16 protein-coding genes are annotated in these 15099 nt (G+C 66.0%); 7 read left to right on the forward strand and 9 right to left on the reverse strand.

All coding sequences use genetic code 11. The features are described 5' to 3' along the window. Positions 1-16 precede the first annotated feature (16 nt). Positions 17-877, reverse strand: coding sequence for a LysR substrate-binding domain-containing protein (locus HMPREF9710_RS00335; protein WP_040774817.1), 861 nt, complete (start codon positions 875-877; stop codon positions 17-19). A gap of 80 nt (positions 878-957) precedes the next feature. On the opposite strand from HMPREF9710_RS00335, the gene HMPREF9710_RS00340 reads away from it, so the two are divergent. Continuing rightward, positions 958-2025, forward strand: a complete 1068-nt coding sequence (locus HMPREF9710_RS00340) for an NAD(P)H-dependent flavin oxidoreductase (RefSeq protein ID WP_005662792.1) — start codon at positions 958-960, stop codon at positions 2023-2025. Positions 2026-2276: 251 nt separating this feature from the next. Here the strand turns inward: HMPREF9710_RS00340 and HMPREF9710_RS00345 are convergent, their stop codons facing one another. After that, positions 2277-2819, reverse strand: coding sequence for a FlgO family outer membrane protein (locus HMPREF9710_RS00345; protein ID WP_005662794.1), 543 nt, complete (start codon positions 2817-2819; stop codon positions 2277-2279). Positions 2820-2826: 7 nt separating this feature from the next. Further along, the gene (locus tag HMPREF9710_RS00350; protein WP_005662795.1) at positions 2827-3522 is read right to left on the reverse strand and encodes a hypothetical protein; all 696 of its coding nucleotides are present in this window, start codon (positions 3520-3522) and stop codon (positions 2827-2829) included. A gap of 417 nt (positions 3523-3939) precedes the next feature. Here HMPREF9710_RS00350 and HMPREF9710_RS00355 point away from each other — a divergent pair, with 417 nt between their 5' ends. From HMPREF9710_RS00355 to HMPREF9710_RS00365, 3 genes are read left to right on the forward strand one after another with little or no spacing between them, the layout of a single operon-like run. Next, positions 3940-5175: an efflux RND transporter periplasmic adaptor subunit gene (locus HMPREF9710_RS00355; RefSeq protein WP_157225395.1), complete on the forward strand. Its 1236-nt coding sequence runs from the start codon at positions 3940-3942 to the stop codon at positions 5173-5175. A 44-nt stretch (positions 5176-5219) separates the two neighbouring features. Further along, positions 5220-5930, forward strand: coding sequence for an ABC transporter ATP-binding protein (locus HMPREF9710_RS00360; protein WP_005662799.1), 711 nt, complete (start codon positions 5220-5222; stop codon positions 5928-5930). After that, positions 5927-8359, forward strand: a complete 2433-nt coding sequence (locus tag HMPREF9710_RS00365) for an ABC transporter permease (protein WP_005662802.1) — start codon at positions 5927-5929, stop codon at positions 8357-8359. The genes HMPREF9710_RS00360 and HMPREF9710_RS00365 overlap by 4 nt, the downstream gene beginning before the upstream one ends. Here HMPREF9710_RS00365 and HMPREF9710_RS00370 read toward each other — a convergent pair. Continuing rightward, positions 8352-9233 (reverse strand): alpha/beta fold hydrolase, encoded by an 882-nt coding sequence (locus HMPREF9710_RS00370; protein WP_005662804.1) that lies wholly within the window; start codon positions 9231-9233, stop codon positions 8352-8354. The two genes, HMPREF9710_RS00365 and HMPREF9710_RS00370, sit on opposite strands and share 8 nt — an antisense overlap. A gap of 140 nt (positions 9234-9373) precedes the next feature. Between HMPREF9710_RS00370 and HMPREF9710_RS00375 the strand changes: the two genes are divergently transcribed. Next, the gene (locus tag HMPREF9710_RS00375; RefSeq protein ID WP_005662807.1) at positions 9374-9898 is read left to right on the forward strand and encodes a gamma carbonic anhydrase family protein; all 525 of its coding nucleotides are present in this window, start codon (positions 9374-9376) and stop codon (positions 9896-9898) included. Positions 9899-9901: 3 nt separating this feature from the next. Continuing rightward, positions 9902-10870 (forward strand): Hsp33 family molecular chaperone HslO, encoded by a 969-nt coding sequence (hslO, locus tag HMPREF9710_RS00380; RefSeq protein ID WP_005662809.1) that lies wholly within the window; start codon positions 9902-9904, stop codon positions 10868-10870. A gap of 156 nt (positions 10871-11026) precedes the next feature. Here hslO and HMPREF9710_RS00385 read toward each other — a convergent pair whose 3' ends face one another. Continuing rightward, on the reverse strand, positions 11027-11599 hold the full coding sequence (locus HMPREF9710_RS00385; protein ID WP_051205000.1) for a nucleotidyl transferase AbiEii/AbiGii toxin family protein: 573 nt from the start codon (positions 11597-11599) through the stop codon (positions 11027-11029). Beyond that, positions 11592-12131 carry a type IV toxin-antitoxin system AbiEi family antitoxin gene (gene abiEi / locus HMPREF9710_RS00390; RefSeq protein ID WP_005662812.1) on the reverse strand — a complete coding sequence of 180 codons (540 nt, stop codon included), beginning with the start codon at positions 12129-12131 and terminating at the stop codon, positions 11592-11594. The genes HMPREF9710_RS00385 and abiEi overlap by 8 nt, the downstream gene beginning before the upstream one ends. A gap of 311 nt (positions 12132-12442) precedes the next feature. On the opposite strand from abiEi, the gene HMPREF9710_RS00395 reads away from it, so the two are divergent. After that, positions 12443-12958, forward strand: coding sequence for a Dps family protein (locus tag HMPREF9710_RS00395; RefSeq protein ID WP_005662814.1), 516 nt, complete (start codon positions 12443-12445; stop codon positions 12956-12958). 60 nt (positions 12959-13018) lie between these two features. Here the strand turns inward: HMPREF9710_RS00395 and HMPREF9710_RS00400 are convergent, their stop codons facing one another. From HMPREF9710_RS00400 to eno, 3 genes are all read right to left on the reverse strand, one after another. After that, positions 13019-13303, reverse strand: a complete 285-nt coding sequence (locus HMPREF9710_RS00400) for a helix-turn-helix domain-containing protein (protein ID WP_005662816.1) — start codon at positions 13301-13303, stop codon at positions 13019-13021. Between the two features lie 9 nt (positions 13304-13312). Further along, positions 13313-13672, reverse strand: a complete 360-nt coding sequence (ftsB, locus tag HMPREF9710_RS00405; protein ID WP_005662818.1) for a cell division protein FtsB — start codon at positions 13670-13672, stop codon at positions 13313-13315. 73 nt (positions 13673-13745) lie between these two features. Further along, on the reverse strand, positions 13746-15032 hold the full coding sequence (eno, locus tag HMPREF9710_RS00410) for a phosphopyruvate hydratase (RefSeq protein ID WP_005662820.1): 1287 nt from the start codon (positions 15030-15032) through the stop codon (positions 13746-13748). Positions 15033-15099 lie beyond the last annotated feature (67 nt).

Genomic DNA, 15099 nt, shown 5'->3' on the forward strand with positions numbered 1-15099 from the left:
GCACTTCACCGGCGCCTCACGCCGCGCGCAGCCGCTCGGCGAACGCACGGAATGCCGGCGTCGCGAAGCCGTCGCGCCAGACCAGGCAGGTGTCGAGGCGCCCCAGCGGCAAGGCCTTGAGCGCGGCCGGCGCCCCGCTCAGCGCCAGCACGCTGGCCGGCAGCACCGTCACGCAGGCGCCGGCAGCCACGCAGGCGATCATCGCGTGATACGAGTTCATTTCCTGCACCCGCCAGGCGGTGGCGCCGGCGATGCCCAGCCGCTCTTCGGCGAGGCTGCGGTAGGTGCACCCCTGCGGGAAGGCGGCCAGCGAGCGCGCCCTCACCTGCCGGGCGTCGTCGACGTCCGCCTCGCCGGGCGGAAGCAGCAATGACAATTCCTCGGCCCACACCGGCATCGACCGCAAACCCATCTCGGCAAGGTCTGCGCCATCGTCCGGGAAAGCGGCGAAGGCGCAATCCAGCGCGCCGGCCCTCACCTGCTCGACGATCTGACGCGAGGGGCCGGTGCGCAAGACCAGCTGCGTCGCCGGATGGTCGACGTGGAAGGCAGCGAGCACAGCCGGGAGGCGGCTGGCCGCCGTGCTTTCCATGCTGCCGATCCGCAGGACGCCGCCCGACGCGCCATCCGACACGACCTGGCGCGCCTCGTCTTCCAGCGCCAGCAGCCTCTCGGCATAGGCAAGAAACTGCTCGCCCGCCGTCGACAAGGAGATACGCTTACCCACGCGAACCAGCAGCTCGGCGCCGAGGTCTGCCTCCAGTTGCTGGATGCGTGTCGTCACGTTCGACGGCGCCCGCCCGAGCCGCGCGGCGGCCTGCGTCACACTGAGTTCCGCGGCCACGGCGCAAAAAATCCGTAAAGATTCAGTTTCCATATATCTTTTCTCAAAACAGAATGATACCATCACTTCATTCTCGATTTGAGAATACAAGTCAAGCGCGAAAGGAGCCAGCCATGCAGTCGTCCCACCCATTCTTCAGCCAGCTGTCCATCCAGCATCCGATCATCCAGGCGCCAATGGCGGGCACGTCGACGCCGCGGCTGGCGGCGGCGGTGTCGAATGCCGGTGCACTGGGCTCGCTCGGCATCGGCGCGAGCACGGCTGCGCAGGCGCGCGCGATGATCGAGGAGACCCGGGCGCTGACCGATAAGCCGATCAATGTCAATGTGTTCTGCCATGCGCCGGCCCGGCGCGATGCCGGCGTCGAAGCCGCCTGGCTTGCCCACCTGGCGCCATTGTTCGATGAAGCCGGCGCGGCCCTGCCAGCGTCGCTCGAGGAAATCTATCGCACTTTCAACGATGACGAAGAGAGTTTCCGGATGTTGCTCGCGCTGCGCCCGGAAGTGGTCAGCTTCCACTTCGGCCTGCCCTCGAGCGAGCGCCTGGCGGCGCTGCGCGCGGCCGGCATCCGCACCATGGCCACCGCGACCAACCTGATTGAGGCGCTGAACATCGAACGGGCGGGAGTGGACGCGATCGTGGCGCAAGGCATCGAAGCCGGCGGCCACCGCGGCATGTTCGATCCGGAGGCGACCGACGAACGGCTGAGCATGGCGGTGCTGGTGCGCCTGCTGGTCAAGCGGACAACGCTGCCGGTGATCGCGGCCGGCGGCATCATGGATGGCGCCGGCATCAGGGCGGCGCTGGACCTCGGCGCGGCCGGCGCGCAGCTCGGCACCGCCTTCATCCTGAGTCCGGAATCGGCGGCGAACGACGCCTACCGCGCCAAGCTGCAGAGCGAAGCCGCCGCCACCACCAGCTTGAGCGCGGCGATCTCGGGACGGCCGGCGCGCGGCATCGTCAATCGCTTGAGCGCCCACGGCGCGTCCGGCGTCCCGGCCGCCTACCCGGTCGCCTATGACGCGGCCAAGCAGCTGCACGCAGCGGCGGCAAAGGCGGGCAACCACGAATATGCGGCGCACTGGGCCGGACAAGGCGCGCCGCTCGCGCGGGCCATGCCGGCGGCGGAACTGGTGGAGACGCTGGTGCGCGAACTGCATGCCGCCGGCAACCCGGCCTGATGCGGACCAGCCTGCCCTCGCCCTGCATCTGATGGGCGAGTTGCAGCGCTATCGCGCGCAAGGCGGGCCGGTCGGCCCGGTGGCGCAGCGCTTCGTGTCCGCGATCGGGAGCACGGACGCCGTCTACGGGATCGGGGCGGATGTGCTGGAGCGGATGGCTGCGCTGGCGCTGGCGCCAGAGCCGCTGGAAGAAGCCGCGCTGCGCTGGATGCGCAACCAGTTGCCGGAGATCGTACGACGGGTCGTCTTGTTTAGTCCGGCACCAGCATGGAACGGATCGTCCCCTGCTTCGCCAGCACGTAGTCATGTCCCGCCAGCACCAGATTCGTGGTCGGCTGGATCACCTTGACGTTGATGAAGATGGTGTCGCGCGTCTCGGCATACGAACCCACGACCACCGCCTGCGCATTGTGCGTGCCGGCCACTTCGCCCAGCTCGCGGGTGAGCATCAGCTCGCCCTGGTTGCGCTTCAGGTAGACGCTGTTGCGCAGCTTCATTTCCAGCACCGGCAAGCCGCCCTGGGCCAGGCGGGTGGCGATCTGCTCCGACACCACGCGGCCCAGCATCGAGCTGCGCTCGAGCGCGTCGATGTTGACGAGGGTGGCCATGATCAGGGGCTGGTCGCCGCCCAGCTTGCCGGCCAGCTGGGCCTGCAACGCGTCGGCCGCGCGATAGTTGGCGGCGACGAAATCGTTCGCGCTCACCGAGGTGTAGTTGGGCTGCTCGACCAGCGCGCAGCCGCCCAGCAGCAAGGCCAGGCCCAGCGCGGCCGCCGATAGTTTCAATGTGCGCATAGTCGGCTCAATGGTCCTTGACCGCGAAGGTCTTCGATGCCGGCGCCGGTGGGGCCAGCTTCGCCGCCAGGGCGGCGTCGTACAGCGACACGTCTTCGTCGTTGGTGTAGTAGACCGAGGTATTGCGCGCGTAATAGCGCTGCTCGTCCGCCACCGAGACGGTCACGATCATTTCGGTCTTCGGCGTGTCGCCTGGCGCGAACTGGGCGGTGAACCAGCGATGCGCGTCGTAGCCGTAGATGCCGGCCGTGACGAGCCACTCGGGGCTGTGCTGGATGCTGGTCAGGACCCAGGCGCCGCTGGCCAGCGCGGTCGGCAGGCCGGCGTAGCGGTACTGCGGACGGTCGGCCGAGAAGGCGACCACTTGCGTGTCGAGTTCGATCTTGAGGGCGCCCGGCGCCGGATGCTTGACGACCACGAAGCCATCGTTGACCAGGGCCGTGATCAGATGCGTCTTCACGCCCTCGCCGAAGGTCGACGCTTGCAGCGGCTGCACGTACAGGGAGCGGCTCGGCGCCGTCTTCAGGGTCGGTCCCAGTTCGGTGGCCATATGGCGCGCGATCACGCCCCAATGGGCCGCGGCCTGTACCTTGAGCTGGTGGGTGCTGGGAAAATTGCTGGCCACGGGGGCCGGGCTGTAGGGCATGGCGCAGCCTGCGAGCAGCAAGCCGGCGGCGAGTGCGCAGGCGCCTCGGTAAGCCATCGTGAATCCTGTCGGTCTGTGGTGCGACCGGACTGGCGCACGCTCGGGGGCGACTGTATCACAGCAGTTTCCCACCGGCAATTTATCCCTTGAGGATGAGGTGTGATTACAACGGCAAATAGCGCACAGTCCGTCCCTTCACCGGGAGCGTGCCGATAACAAGCGGCCTTTTGTTGGCTCCACGGTGTGGCATTCGACACGTTAGATATGTGGCATGCATCAATTCACTGTTGAAGAGTTTTTTATTTCTACAATCAAGTAGTATTTATTGCTAACCAAAGGAATTGCCGTGCTAAGCTAATAACACTCTTCAGGACAAGGGGAATCCAAGGTGCACCAGCCGGACAACGCAGCGGGCAGGATATGAACCAGCCGAACCTTGACCCTGTCCGCAGCGGCCCGGCAACGGGGGCAGCCATGGATGCCCCCATCACGGCCAGGCGCCTCCCCTGGCGTGGACTCGCCGCCGCCGTGCTGGCCGGTGTCGCCATCGCTGGCTACTTTGCCTGGCCGCGCGGGCTGGAAGTGGCCCGCGCCGACGTGCACATCGCCACCGCCGAGCTCGGCGCGTTTCGCGACGAGCTGGTGGTGCGGGCCCAGGCGGTATCGCTGACCTCGGTGATGCTCGACTCGACCGAATCGGGCCGGGTCGAGGAAGTGATCGCGCGCGACGGCCTCGTCGTGACCAAAGGCGAACTGCTGTTTCGCCTGTCGAACCCGCAGCGCCACCTCGACTTGCTGGCCCGCCAATCCGAGCACGCCCAGCAGATTTCCAACCTCGCAAGCATGCGGGTCGCGCTCGAAACGAGCCGCGCCGACCACCAGCGCCGCATCTCCGAACTCAGTTATGAAACGGCGCAGGCGGGCAAGCACCACCAGCGCGCCGCCGAACTGGCTGCCAAAGGCTTCCTGTCGCCGGCCCAGGCCGAAGAAGCGTCCGACCGCCTGGCCCAGCAGCGCCACCTGCTGGCCGAGGCCAACAGCGCGGCGCGCACCGACCTGGCCATCAAGCAGGATGTGGTGCGCCAGATGCAAAAGGCGATCGCGGGCCTGGAAACCGGCCTGGCCCTGGTCGGCAACACGGTCAATGCGCTCGCCGTGCGTGCCCCGGTGGCCGGCCGCCTGACCGACTTCCGCCTGCAGGTGGGCGAAACCGTGCGGCCCGACCAGCGCATCGGCCGCATCGACGACCCGGCGCGCTTCAAGCTCACGGCCCAGGTCGACGAGTTCTACCTGACGCGCGTGGCCATCGGCCACCGCGGCAGCGTCGAAGTCGACGGGCGCAACTATCTGGTCGAAGTCAGCCGCATATTCCCGCAGATCAAGGATGGCCGCTTCGTCGTGGAGCTGGTCTTTGCCAAGGCGCAGCCCGGTTCGCTGCGCCCAGGCCAGAGCGCCGATACCCGCATCACCCTCGGCGCGGCCAGCAAGGGCCTGCTGTTGCCCAATAGCGCCTTCGTCAACGACAGCGGCGGCGCCTATGCCTATGTGGTGGCGGGCGATGGCCGCAGCGCCGTGCGGCGACCGATCCGGGTCGGCCGACGCAGCAATAGCCAGATCGAACTGCTCGACGGTATCGCTGCCGGCGAGCGGGTCATCGTGTCGAGTGTCGCCGCGTTCGGCAAGGCCGAACGCCTGCGACTGGTCGACTAGTCTTGCCCCACGCGGCCCGTCCGCATCGTCCAACAGGAGAACACATGCTCAAGCTTGTCAACCTCAGCAAGTCATTCATCGGCGGCGAGGTCAGAACGACCGCCCTGGACCATATTTCGCTCGACATCCAGGCCGGCGAATACGTGGCCATCACCGGCCCGTCCGGGTGCGGAAAATCGACCTTGCTGTCGGTGCTGGGCCTGTTCGAAACCTGTGACAGCGGCCAGTACTGGTTCGATGGCCGGGACGTCGCGGGCCACAGCGAGATGGCGCTCAACGCCTTGCGGCGCGGGCGCATCGGCTTCATTTTCCAGGACTTCAACCTGCTCGAAGAATTGACGGTGGCGGAGAACGTCGAGCTGGCACTCGCTTACACCGGGGTGTCGCGGCCGGAGCGGCGCGAGCGCGTGGCGGCGATCCTGGAAAAACTCGGCGTCGGCCATCGGGCCCGGCACCGCCCATCCCAGCTCTCGGGTGGCCAGCAGCAGCGCGTGGCCATCGCGCGTGCGCTGGTGGCGCGCCCCGCCCTGCTGCTGGCCGACGAACCCACCGGCAACCTCGATACCGGGCACGGCGATGAAGTGATGCGCCTGCTACGCCAGATCAACGAGGAAGGCACTACCGTGGTCATGGTCACCCACTCGCTCGAGCACGCGGCCCAGGCCGGACGCATCGTGCGCCTGCTCGACGGCCGGATCGAAGCCGCCTCCGCTGCCGCTTCCGATGATGCCGTCCTGGCGGAGGTGGCGCCATGAGACTGGATGATTTCCGGATCGGGCTGCGCCACCTGGTGCGCGAGCCGGGCTACAGCGCCATTGCCATCCTGGGCCTTTCCGTCGGCTTCGCGGCCTGCCTGCTGCTGCTCGGCTTTGTCCAGTACTCCTGGCGCTACGACGCCCACGTGCCGCAGGTCGAACAGGTCTACGTCGTCAAGCAGCGCTTCAACGTCGACCCCGTGGCGCCCTGGTTCGACCAGGCCCCGCTGCTGCTGCGCACGATCGCACGCGAGACCCCGGGGGTGGACGACGCTACCGCATTCTTCCGCCCGGACCCGCCGACCGTCAAAGTGGGCGCCACCCTGCACAAGATGCCGAGCCTGCTGGTGCTGCCCCATTTCACCCAGGTGCTGGGGCTGCGCGCGCTCGAGGGCGACCTGGACGCGGCCCTGACCCGGCCCGAAGGCCTGGTGTTGACGGCATCGACCGCCCGGCGCCTGTTCGGCGCCGCGCGTGCGCTCGGCCGGACCGTCCAGGTCGGCGACAAGGTGCTGCGCGTGGCGGCGATCGTGCCCGACCCGCCGGCCAATACCACCATTCCCTTCGAGGCCCTGTACGGCGTGGGCTCCGTCTTGAACGACCCGGGCATGCGCACCGAGCTCCAGACCGGCGAGCATGGCGCCTGGGGCCGCCTCCTGCTCCGCATCGAAAACCCGGATGCGGTGCCGCAAGTGGCGGCGGCGCTCCAGCGCGCGCTCGACACCGCGCCCGCGGTCCAGGGCGTGCCGCCGGACGTGCGCGCGCGCCTGGGCGAACGCAAGGTGATGGACCTGGCGCTATCACCGCTGCGCGAAGCGTATTTCGACCGTGACGTGGCGCGCAATCCCGTCTCGCCGCCCGGCGATCGGGGCGACCGCGCCACGGTGACCGGACTGGCCGTGGTGGCGCTGCTGATCCTAGTCATCGGCGCCATCAATTACGTGAACCTCGCCACGGTGCGCGTCCTGCGGCGCCAGCGCGAAATCGGCATGCGCAAGGTGCTGGGCGCGAGCGTGCGCCGGATCGTGCTGCAATTCATGGCCGAGTCGCTGCTGGTGTCGCTGCTGGCGACCTTGCTGGGCCTGCTGCTGGCCTGGTTCGCCCTGCCCCTGTTCGCCGAACTGGTCAACCGCAAGCTGGATGGGCTGTTCGCGCCCGCCAACGTGGCGGCGGCGCTCCTGATCGGCATCATGCTGGGCGTGGTCGCTGGCCTGCAGCCAACCTGGACGGCGCTGCGTGTGCGCCCCGCCCAGGCCCTGGCCGGACGCGCCAATACCGAGTCGCGCGCCGGTACGCACCTGGCAAAGGCGCTGACCGTGCTGCAGATCGCCACCGCCGTCGGCCTGGCCAGCCTGGCCATGGGCATCGCGCTGCAAACCCGCTTCGCGATCAATGCCTCGCCCGGCTTCGACGCGTCACCGCTGCTGATCGTGGACTTGCCCGAGCGCGGCAAGAAGAACGAGGCCGTGCGCGGCTTCATGACGGCGCTCGGCCAGCAGCCCGGCGTGCACGGCATGGTGCTGTCCGAGCACGTGGTCGGACGCTCCGGCAACGGCCTGATCCAGGACATCAAGCGCGACGGCGGCGCCAGCGTCTCGGCAGAAACGAAGATGGTCGACACCAATTTCTTCGAGGTGTATGACCTGAAACCGGTGGCAGGCCGCCTGTTCGATCCGCGCCTGGACCAGGAAAACGCGGTCGGGCCGGTCGTGATCAATGCCATCGCCGCGCGCCAGCTCGGCTTCGCCACTCCCCAGGCCGCAGTGGGCCAGACCTTGCTGCACCCGGGGGACGACGGCAAGATGATTCCTTATCGCGTGCTCGGCATCGCCCCCGAACTGCGCTTCCGCTCGCTGCACGACGAGCCGCGCGCCACGCTGTATGTGCTCAATACCGACTGGGCCGCCGTGCTCAGCGTGCGCAGCACCGCGTCGATGCCCGACGCCGAGCGCGCCGTGGCGGCGCTATGGAACCGTTACTTCCCGCATGCCATCATGCACACCGAGCGTGCGGGCGACGTACTGGCCGCCAATTATGCCGACGACCGCCGCCTGGCCCGGCTGCTGGCGCTGGCCACCCTGATCGCGCTGGCGATCACGGCCTTCGGCATGGTCGCGCTGTCGGCCTCGATCGTGCAGCGGCGCGCGCGCGAAATCGTGCTGCGCAAGCTCTACGGCGCCGGCCGCGCCCAGATCGCCATGCTGCTTGGACGCGAACTGGGCAGCCTGGTCGGGGTGGCCGCCGTGCTCGGCCTGCCGCTGGCCTTCCTCGCGCTCGGCCATTACCGGGCCGGCTTCGTCGAGCATGCGCCGCGCATGTATTCGATGCCCTGGCTGGCGCTGGCCGGGGTGGCGCTGGTGACCTTGCTGGCCACGCTGCGCCACACCTGGAGTGCGCTGACGATGCGGCCAGGCAAGGTGCTCAGGTGACGGCCAGGAATTCCTCGACCATGCTTGCCAGCAGTTCCGGCTGGTCATGATGCAGCATATGGCCAGCCTGCGGCACCATGCGCGGCGTCACGTCCTTCAGGTAGGCCATCCTGCGGTCGACCTCGGCGCGCGCCTGCTCCTTGGCGCCCATCCAGCGCCACATATCGGTGTCCTCGGCCTCGACCCACAGCACCGGCGCCGTGATCGCGCTCCAGCAAGCCATGATCTCGTCGACGTGGTACAGCAGCGGCGAACTCATTTTATGCGCCGGATCGCCCAGGATCTTCCACAGGCCGTCGCGGTCCTGCTCGGCCCAGTGGGCGGCCAGGAAGGCGGCGCGCTCGGGCGCCAGGCGCGGATTGGTCTTGCGCAGGCGCGCCGCCACTTCCTCCAGGCTGGCATAGCCGCGCATCTCGGGAGGATCGCGCAACTCGTCCAGCCACTTGGCCACGCGGCCCGGATACTGCTTCGGGTGCGTGGTCGGCAGGCCGAAGCCCTCCAGGTTGACCAGCTTCGCGATGCGCTGCGGCCGCACGCCGGCATAGATGCCGGCGATATTGCCGCCCATGCTGTGGCCGAGCAGGTTCACCGCCTCGTCCGGGGCGTAGTGGTCGAGCAGGACGTCGAGGTCGGCCACGTAGTCCGGGAACCAGTAGGTATCGAAGCCCGAACGCGCGCTCTGGCCGAAGCCGCGCCAGTCGGGCGCGATCACGTGCCAGTCGCCTTGCAGGCAGTCGACCATGAACTGGAACGAGGCCGACACGTCCATCCAGCCGTGCAGCATGAACAGCTTGGGCGCGCCGGGCGTGCCCCAGTGGCGTACGTGCATGCGCAGGCCGCGAACGGTCAGGAATTCAGAACGGGAGGGTTTCATGCTGTTCCTAAATTAGTACGGTCGTTCGGATGATTATACGGGCCGGCAGTTGAATTCGCGCGCCGCGGCCCCATCTGCCGGACTTCGGGACAGGACGGTGGCGGTAGAATAGCGGCATTTCCACCTCCGCGAGCACATCCATGGCGATTTACCAGCTGGGCGAGCATGCGCCCGAGATCGATCCGTCGGCCTTTGTCGCCGACACGGCCACCCTGGTGGGCAAGGTCACGCTTGCCGCGAATGCGTCGGTGTGGTTTGGCACCACGCTGCGCGGCGACAACGAGCGCATCACGATCGGCGAGAACAGCAATGTTCAGGAAGGCACCGTGATGCACACCGATCCGGGCTACCCGCTCGACATCGGCAGGAACGTGACGATCGGCCACCAGGCCATGTTGCACGGCTGCACGGTAGGCGACGGATCGCTGATCGGGATCCAGGCCGTGGTGCTCAACGGCGCGCGGATCGGCAAGGGTTGCCTGGTCGGCGCCGGCGCCCTGGTCACGGAAGGCAAGGAATTTCCCGACCACTCGCTGATCCTGGGTTCGCCCGCGAAGGTGGTGCGGACACTGACACAAGAAGACCTGCTGCGCCTGGAAGGCACCGCCGCGAGCTATGTGGCGCGCGGCCAGCTGTTCAAGGCGCAGCTCAAGAAAATCGGATAAAGAATGACGACTACGGATACTGGCACCACCAACAGGGACACCCTGCAAAAATTCATCTTCGACAATGCGGCCGTGCGCGGCGAGCTGGTCGAGATTTCGGACACCTGGCGCGAGATCCAGGCCCGTCATGCTTACCCGAAGGCGGTGCGTTCGGTGCTGGGCGAGATGGTGGCGGCCGGCGCCCTGCTGTCGGCCAACCTCAAGTTCAACGGCGCGATCGTGATGCAGATCCATGGCGACGGTCCGGTGCGCCTGCTGGTGGTCGAGTGCGACGCCGACCTGCGCATGCGCGCCACGGCCAAGCTGGCGCCCGACGTCGAGATCGCCGACGACGCCACCCTGGGCCAGCTGTTCAATGTGAACGGCAAGGGCCGCTTCGTGATCACGCTCGACCCGGCCGACAAGGTCCCGGGCCAGCAGCCCTACCAGGGCGTGGTGCCGCTCGACGGCGACGACATGGCGACCGTGATCGAGAACTACATGCTGCGTTCGGAACAGATGGACACGCGCCTGTGGCTGGCGGCCGACGACCAGGTCGCGCGCGGCCTGCTGCTGCAAAAGCTGCCGCGCCACAGCGGCAAGGAAGACCAGACCAAGCAGGCCACCGAGGCCGAAGACCTGGAAACCTGGAACCGCGCCGCCATGCTGGGCCAGACCGTCAAGCGCGAAGAGCTGCTGTCGACCGACATCTCGACCCTGCTGCACCGCCTGTTCTGGGAAGAGACCATCCGCGTGTTCGACCCGCTGCACCCGCAATTCCACTGCAGCTGCAACCGTGAAAAGGTCGGCAACATGCTCAAGATGCTGGGCCAGGAAGAAGTCGAATCGGCGCTGGCCGAGCTGGGCGAACTGGGCATCAACTGCGATTTCTGCGGTAAGCACTACGCCTTCGACAAGGTCGATTGCGCCCAGCTGTTCGCCAGCGACAGCCCGGTGCAGACCATGATGCCGCCGAGCGGCAGCACGCACTGAGATCGCTTGCGCCGGGAACGCCGGCGCACCGGTCCGGTCAGCGCACCGCGGCGCCCTCGCTCGACGATGTCGACAGCGATCAGTCCACGCCGTGGTGCCGCCGAACATTACGTCGGTTCAAGGGGGCGCATGGCAAATGCATCGAGCTGGGACGCGCTATCGGCTACATCCTGAAACCGTGGGCGAGCGCACCCTGCTCTCCGTGAAGGTGGGCCGCCATGGCGCCAAGCACCTGGCCGATCGTATTCTTGAGATAGACCGAAAACCTGGCGTCGCCCAGCGTCCGTGCACGTTCGCGATCTCCAGCTTGATACGCTGGCGTGGAAGGTCACGCCGCTCGGGAGACGTCTCGACACTGACCTGCCATTTGTCGACACGAACGTTCTCGTAGTCTGGCAGAGCAGCCATTTCCTTGGGTTCCTTAACCTCGACCAAGAGTCCATATCTTCCGCCCAGATGCTTTTCGATACAGGCTTTGATTGCCTGCATTTTTTGCGACGTGAAGTCGCGGCCTCCCGCGAAGTCGAGATCTTCGCTGAACCGGTTCGATCCGCGGCAGAGCCGCAAGGATGTCCCGCCCTGGAAGACCAGGTCATTGAGCAAACCGGCCCGGTCGAGCGAATAAAAGATATCGTAGTGGAGAATCTCTTTCTCGACGACGGGACGCATGGCCGTGCGGCCTGGCTGCTGCATTGCCAGGTCGACCAGATCATTGAAGTTTTCAGGCATCGGAAAGCTCTCTTGCGTCGATCATATTGGTGTTTCGCCCGGAGCGCATGAGGTCGGCAACAGCCGCCCGCCTCGTAGCGATACGCAGCGGGCGCCCTTTCATCGACGTCGTGCGTTTGACGAGTTCCGCTGGCGGGCGCTTGGTATGCGTGAATTCGATGACGCCGTACGGGGTCTCATATACGCCGTTTGCACCTGTCGTCATGAGGGTGATCCGGCTCACGGGAACTTGAGAGATAACACCGTACTCGGACAGCATCGACTCCCTGCTCACATACGAAAAATGACCGCGCCTCAAGACAGACGCGATGTCCTCGATGACCCGCCCCTTCATGGATCTGGCCATGGGATTGATATAGACGCCCTTCGCGACCCGCTCGAGGATTCCATCGGATACCAGTCGTTGCAAGGACTTTTCAAGGGCCTTTTCTTTTTCGCTCGGAAATGCCTTGGCAAGGTCGCTCTTGGAAAAGACGTACACGCCCCGCTGGTCCAGCACAGAAAGTGTCTTGATGGCGTCAATCTTGTTCATCGCTCGATTTTCCTGCCAACGGATCGTAGTGGAGGCAGCCAGGTTGCCAAATAAGTAGGTAGCCAAGAAGCCAGCCAAGCAAGTAGCGGGCAGCGTTAGGTATCATAATACCCTAATAAATATTAGGGTAGCAGACGACTTATCATGGTCCCTCTCCTTGTATCCGACTAGTGATGGTTTGCTGGAGCAGGCTTACTCCGCCTGATGTCCTACGACTTTTTCGCCGAAGTGGTAAGCTGATGCATCTTTGACACTGTTGCATTTTCGAACAGCGACACCATCTAGACATCACTGACTTACGGAGGAAGCACATGAACATCGATATTGGCATCAGCACCGAAGACCGCGCAAAAATCGTCGACTCGCTGTCGCACGTCCTGGCCGACAGCTACATGCTGTACCTGAAGACCCACAACTTCCACTGGAACGTGACCGGCCCGATGTTCCAGACCCTGCACGTGATGTTCCAGGAACAGTACACCGAGCTGTGGAACGCGCTGGACGACATCGCCGAGCGCATCCGCGCCCTGGGCCACTTCGCACCGGGCACCTACAAGCGCTACGCCGAGCTGTCGACCATCAAGGAAGAAGCGGACGTGCCGGGCGCGCAAGAAATGATCCGCCAGCTGGTCGCGGGCCAGGAAGCGGTGGCGCGCACCGCGCGTGCGGCCTTCCGCATCGCCGATGCCGCCGACGACCAGCCGACCGCCGGCATGCTGGCCAATCGCATGGAAGTGCACGAGAAGAATGCGTGGATGCTGCGCGCCTTCCTGGAGCAGGGCGCGGGCCATACCCAGGGTGAAGCGTCGTCGGATTCGAAGAACTGATGATGTGAGGTTGCGGTCCGCAGGGGCCGCAACCAGCGTTGAACCGGACGTGCAAGCGGCTCAATCGCCGCTGCGCCCACCACTCATATGCAAGTCGACCACCTTCATGATCTCGAGCGTGAGATCGAGGTCGAACTCGCCCGACGCCAAGGCAGCGCCCAGCTGCTCGCGCGGCACGCCGACCGCGGCGGCCAGCGCGCCCAATCCCGGCGCCTGCGACACCGCCTTCAACGCCGCGCCGACGACGGCGCCGTCGCCATCTTCGAAGGCATCTGCCAGGCAATCCGCGATCGCATCGAGCGAATCGAGGCCGGCGGAATCAAACGGGGAATGCTGTTCACTCATGGGGATTGACTAGTTGGTCGGGGTCGCGCCATGCTTGGCGCCATCCTTTGCCGGTGGCGGCGGAGGCGGCACGGTCATCGACTCGACCGGCTGCTCGTTCTTGCGCAGCACCTGCACGAAGATCTCGCCCTGCTTGATCATGCCCAGGTCGTAGCGCGCGCGCTCTTCCACCGCCCCCAGGCCTTCGCGCAGGTCTTCGACCTCCGAGGCCAGCTTGGCGTTGCGCGCGGTGAGCTGTTCGGTCTTGAGCCGCGTGGCATCGACCTGGCCCCGCATGTCGGCCACGGACAGCCAGCCGCCCTTGCCGAGCCAGAGTGGGTACTGGATCAGCACGAGCAGTGCGGCGAGGGCGATCGTGATCAGGCGCATGGCGGCAAAAAGGATGCGATCTGGCCGGAGAACAGGAAGCGCAAGCGCCCTCCCCGCCCGCCGGCCAGGTGGATTACTTCAGGTTGTAGAACGCGTCGCGGCCAGGATAGCTGGCGATGTCGCCCAGGTCTTCCTCGATGCGCAGCAGCTGGTTGTACTTGGCCATGCGGTCCGAACGCGACAGCGAGCCGGTCTTGATCTGCAGGGCGTTGGTGCCAACCGCGATGTCGGCGATGGTCGAGTCTTCGGTTTCGCCCGAACGGTGCGAGATCACGGCGGTATAGCCGGCGCGCTTGGCCATCTCGATGGCGGCGAAGGTCTCGGTCAGGGTGCCGATCTGATTGATCTTGATGAGGATCGAGTTGGCGATGCCCTTCTGGATGCCCTCTTTCAGGATCTTGGTGTTGGTAACGAACAGGTCGTCGCCCACCAGCTGCACCTTCTTGCCGAGCGCCGCGGTCAGCGTTGCCCAGCCTTCCCAGTCGCCTTCGGCCATCGCGTCCTCGATCGAGATGATCGGGTACTTGTCGCACCAGGTCGCCAGCATGTTGGTGAAGTCGGCTGCCGACAGGGCCAGGCCGCCTTCGCCTTCGAGCACGTACTTGCCGTCCTTGAAGAATTCGCTGGCGGCGCAGTCCAGGCCCAGGGCGATATCCTGGCCGGCCACGTAGCCGGCCTGCTCGATCGCCTGCATGATCAGCTTGATGGCTTCTTCATGGTTCGCGACCGACGGGGCGAAGCCGCCTTCGTCGCCGACGGCAGTGTTCAGGCCCTTCGAGTGCAGGATCTTTTTCAGGGTGTGGAACACCTCGGCGCCGTAGCGGATCGCTTCCTTGAACGAAGGAGCGCCGACCGGGATGATCATGAATTCCTGGATGTCCAGGTTGTTGTCGGCGTGCGCGCCGCCGTTGATGACGTTCATCATCGGCACCGGCATCTGCATCGCGCCCGAACCGCCGAAGTAGCGGTACAGCGGCAGGCCGGCTTCTTCGGCGGCGGCCTTGGCGACGGCCATCGACACGGCCAGCATGGCGTTGGCGCCCAGGCGGCTCTTGTTTTCGGTGCCGTCGAGATCGATCAGGGTGCGGTCCAGGAAGGCTTGCTCATTGGCGTCCAGGCCCATGATCGCTTCGGAGATCTCGGTGTTGATATTCTCGCAGGCCTGCAGCACGCCCTTGCCGAAGTAACGCTTCGGATCGCCGTCACGCAGTTCGATCGCTTCGCGCGAACCGGTCGAGGCGCCCGACGGCACCGCGGCGCGGCCCATCACGCCCGACTCCAGCAGCACGTCGCATTCGACGGTCGGGTTACCGCGCGAATCAATGACTTCGCGGCCGATAATATCAACGATAGCACTCATGTTTCTCAGTCTCCAGAAAGGGTAGAAATGGGTGACGGGCGCGCGTGCAGTCTGCTGGACCTGCGCG

The sequence above is a fragment of the Massilia timonae CCUG 45783 genome (genome assembly GCF_000315425.1).
In the GTDB taxonomy this organism is placed as follows: domain Bacteria; phylum Pseudomonadota; class Gammaproteobacteria; order Burkholderiales; family Burkholderiaceae_D; genus Telluria; species Telluria timonae.

Coding starts and splice junctions, on each gene's coding strand:
- ftsB (WP_005662818.1), bottom strand. CDS start 13,672: ATGCGCCTGATCACGATCGCCCTCGCCGCACTGCTCGTGCTGATCCAG.
- HMPREF9710_RS00370 (WP_005662804.1), bottom strand. CDS start 9,233: ATGAAACCCTCCCGTTCTGAATTCCTGACCGTTCGCGGCCTGCGCATG.
- hslO (WP_005662809.1), top strand. CDS start 9,902: ATGACGACTACGGATACTGGCACCACCAACAGGGACACCCTGCAAAAA.
- HMPREF9710_RS00335 (WP_040774817.1), bottom strand. CDS start 877: ATGGAAACTGAATCTTTACGGATTTTTTGCGCCGTGGCCGCGGAACTC.
- HMPREF9710_RS00400 (WP_005662816.1), bottom strand. CDS start 13,303: ATGAGTGAACAGCATTCCCCGTTTGATTCCGCCGGCCTCGATTCGCTC.
- HMPREF9710_RS00340 (WP_005662792.1), top strand. CDS start 958: ATGCAGTCGTCCCACCCATTCTTCAGCCAGCTGTCCATCCAGCATCCG.
- HMPREF9710_RS00375 (WP_005662807.1), top strand. CDS start 9,374: ATGGCGATTTACCAGCTGGGCGAGCATGCGCCCGAGATCGATCCGTCG.
- HMPREF9710_RS00355 (WP_157225395.1), top strand. CDS start 3,940: ATGGATGCCCCCATCACGGCCAGGCGCCTCCCCTGGCGTGGACTCGCC.
- HMPREF9710_RS00395 (WP_005662814.1), top strand. CDS start 12,443: ATGAACATCGATATTGGCATCAGCACCGAAGACCGCGCAAAAATCGTC.
- HMPREF9710_RS00360 (WP_005662799.1), top strand. CDS start 5,220: ATGCTCAAGCTTGTCAACCTCAGCAAGTCATTCATCGGCGGCGAGGTC.
- eno (WP_005662820.1), bottom strand. CDS start 15,032: ATGAGTGCTATCGTTGATATTATCGGCCGCGAAGTCATTGATTCGCGC.
- HMPREF9710_RS00365 (WP_005662802.1), top strand. CDS start 5,927: ATGAGACTGGATGATTTCCGGATCGGGCTGCGCCACCTGGTGCGCGAG.
- HMPREF9710_RS00345 (WP_005662794.1), bottom strand. CDS start 2,819: ATGCGCACATTGAAACTATCGGCGGCCGCGCTGGGCCTGGCCTTGCTG.
- abiEi (WP_005662812.1), bottom strand. CDS start 12,131: ATGAACAAGATTGACGCCATCAAGACACTTTCTGTGCTGGACCAGCGG.
- HMPREF9710_RS00350 (WP_005662795.1), bottom strand. CDS start 3,522: ATGGCTTACCGAGGCGCCTGCGCACTCGCCGCCGGCTTGCTGCTCGCA.
- HMPREF9710_RS00385 (WP_051205000.1), bottom strand. CDS start 11,599: ATGCCTGAAAACTTCAATGATCTGGTCGACCTGGCAATGCAGCAGCCA.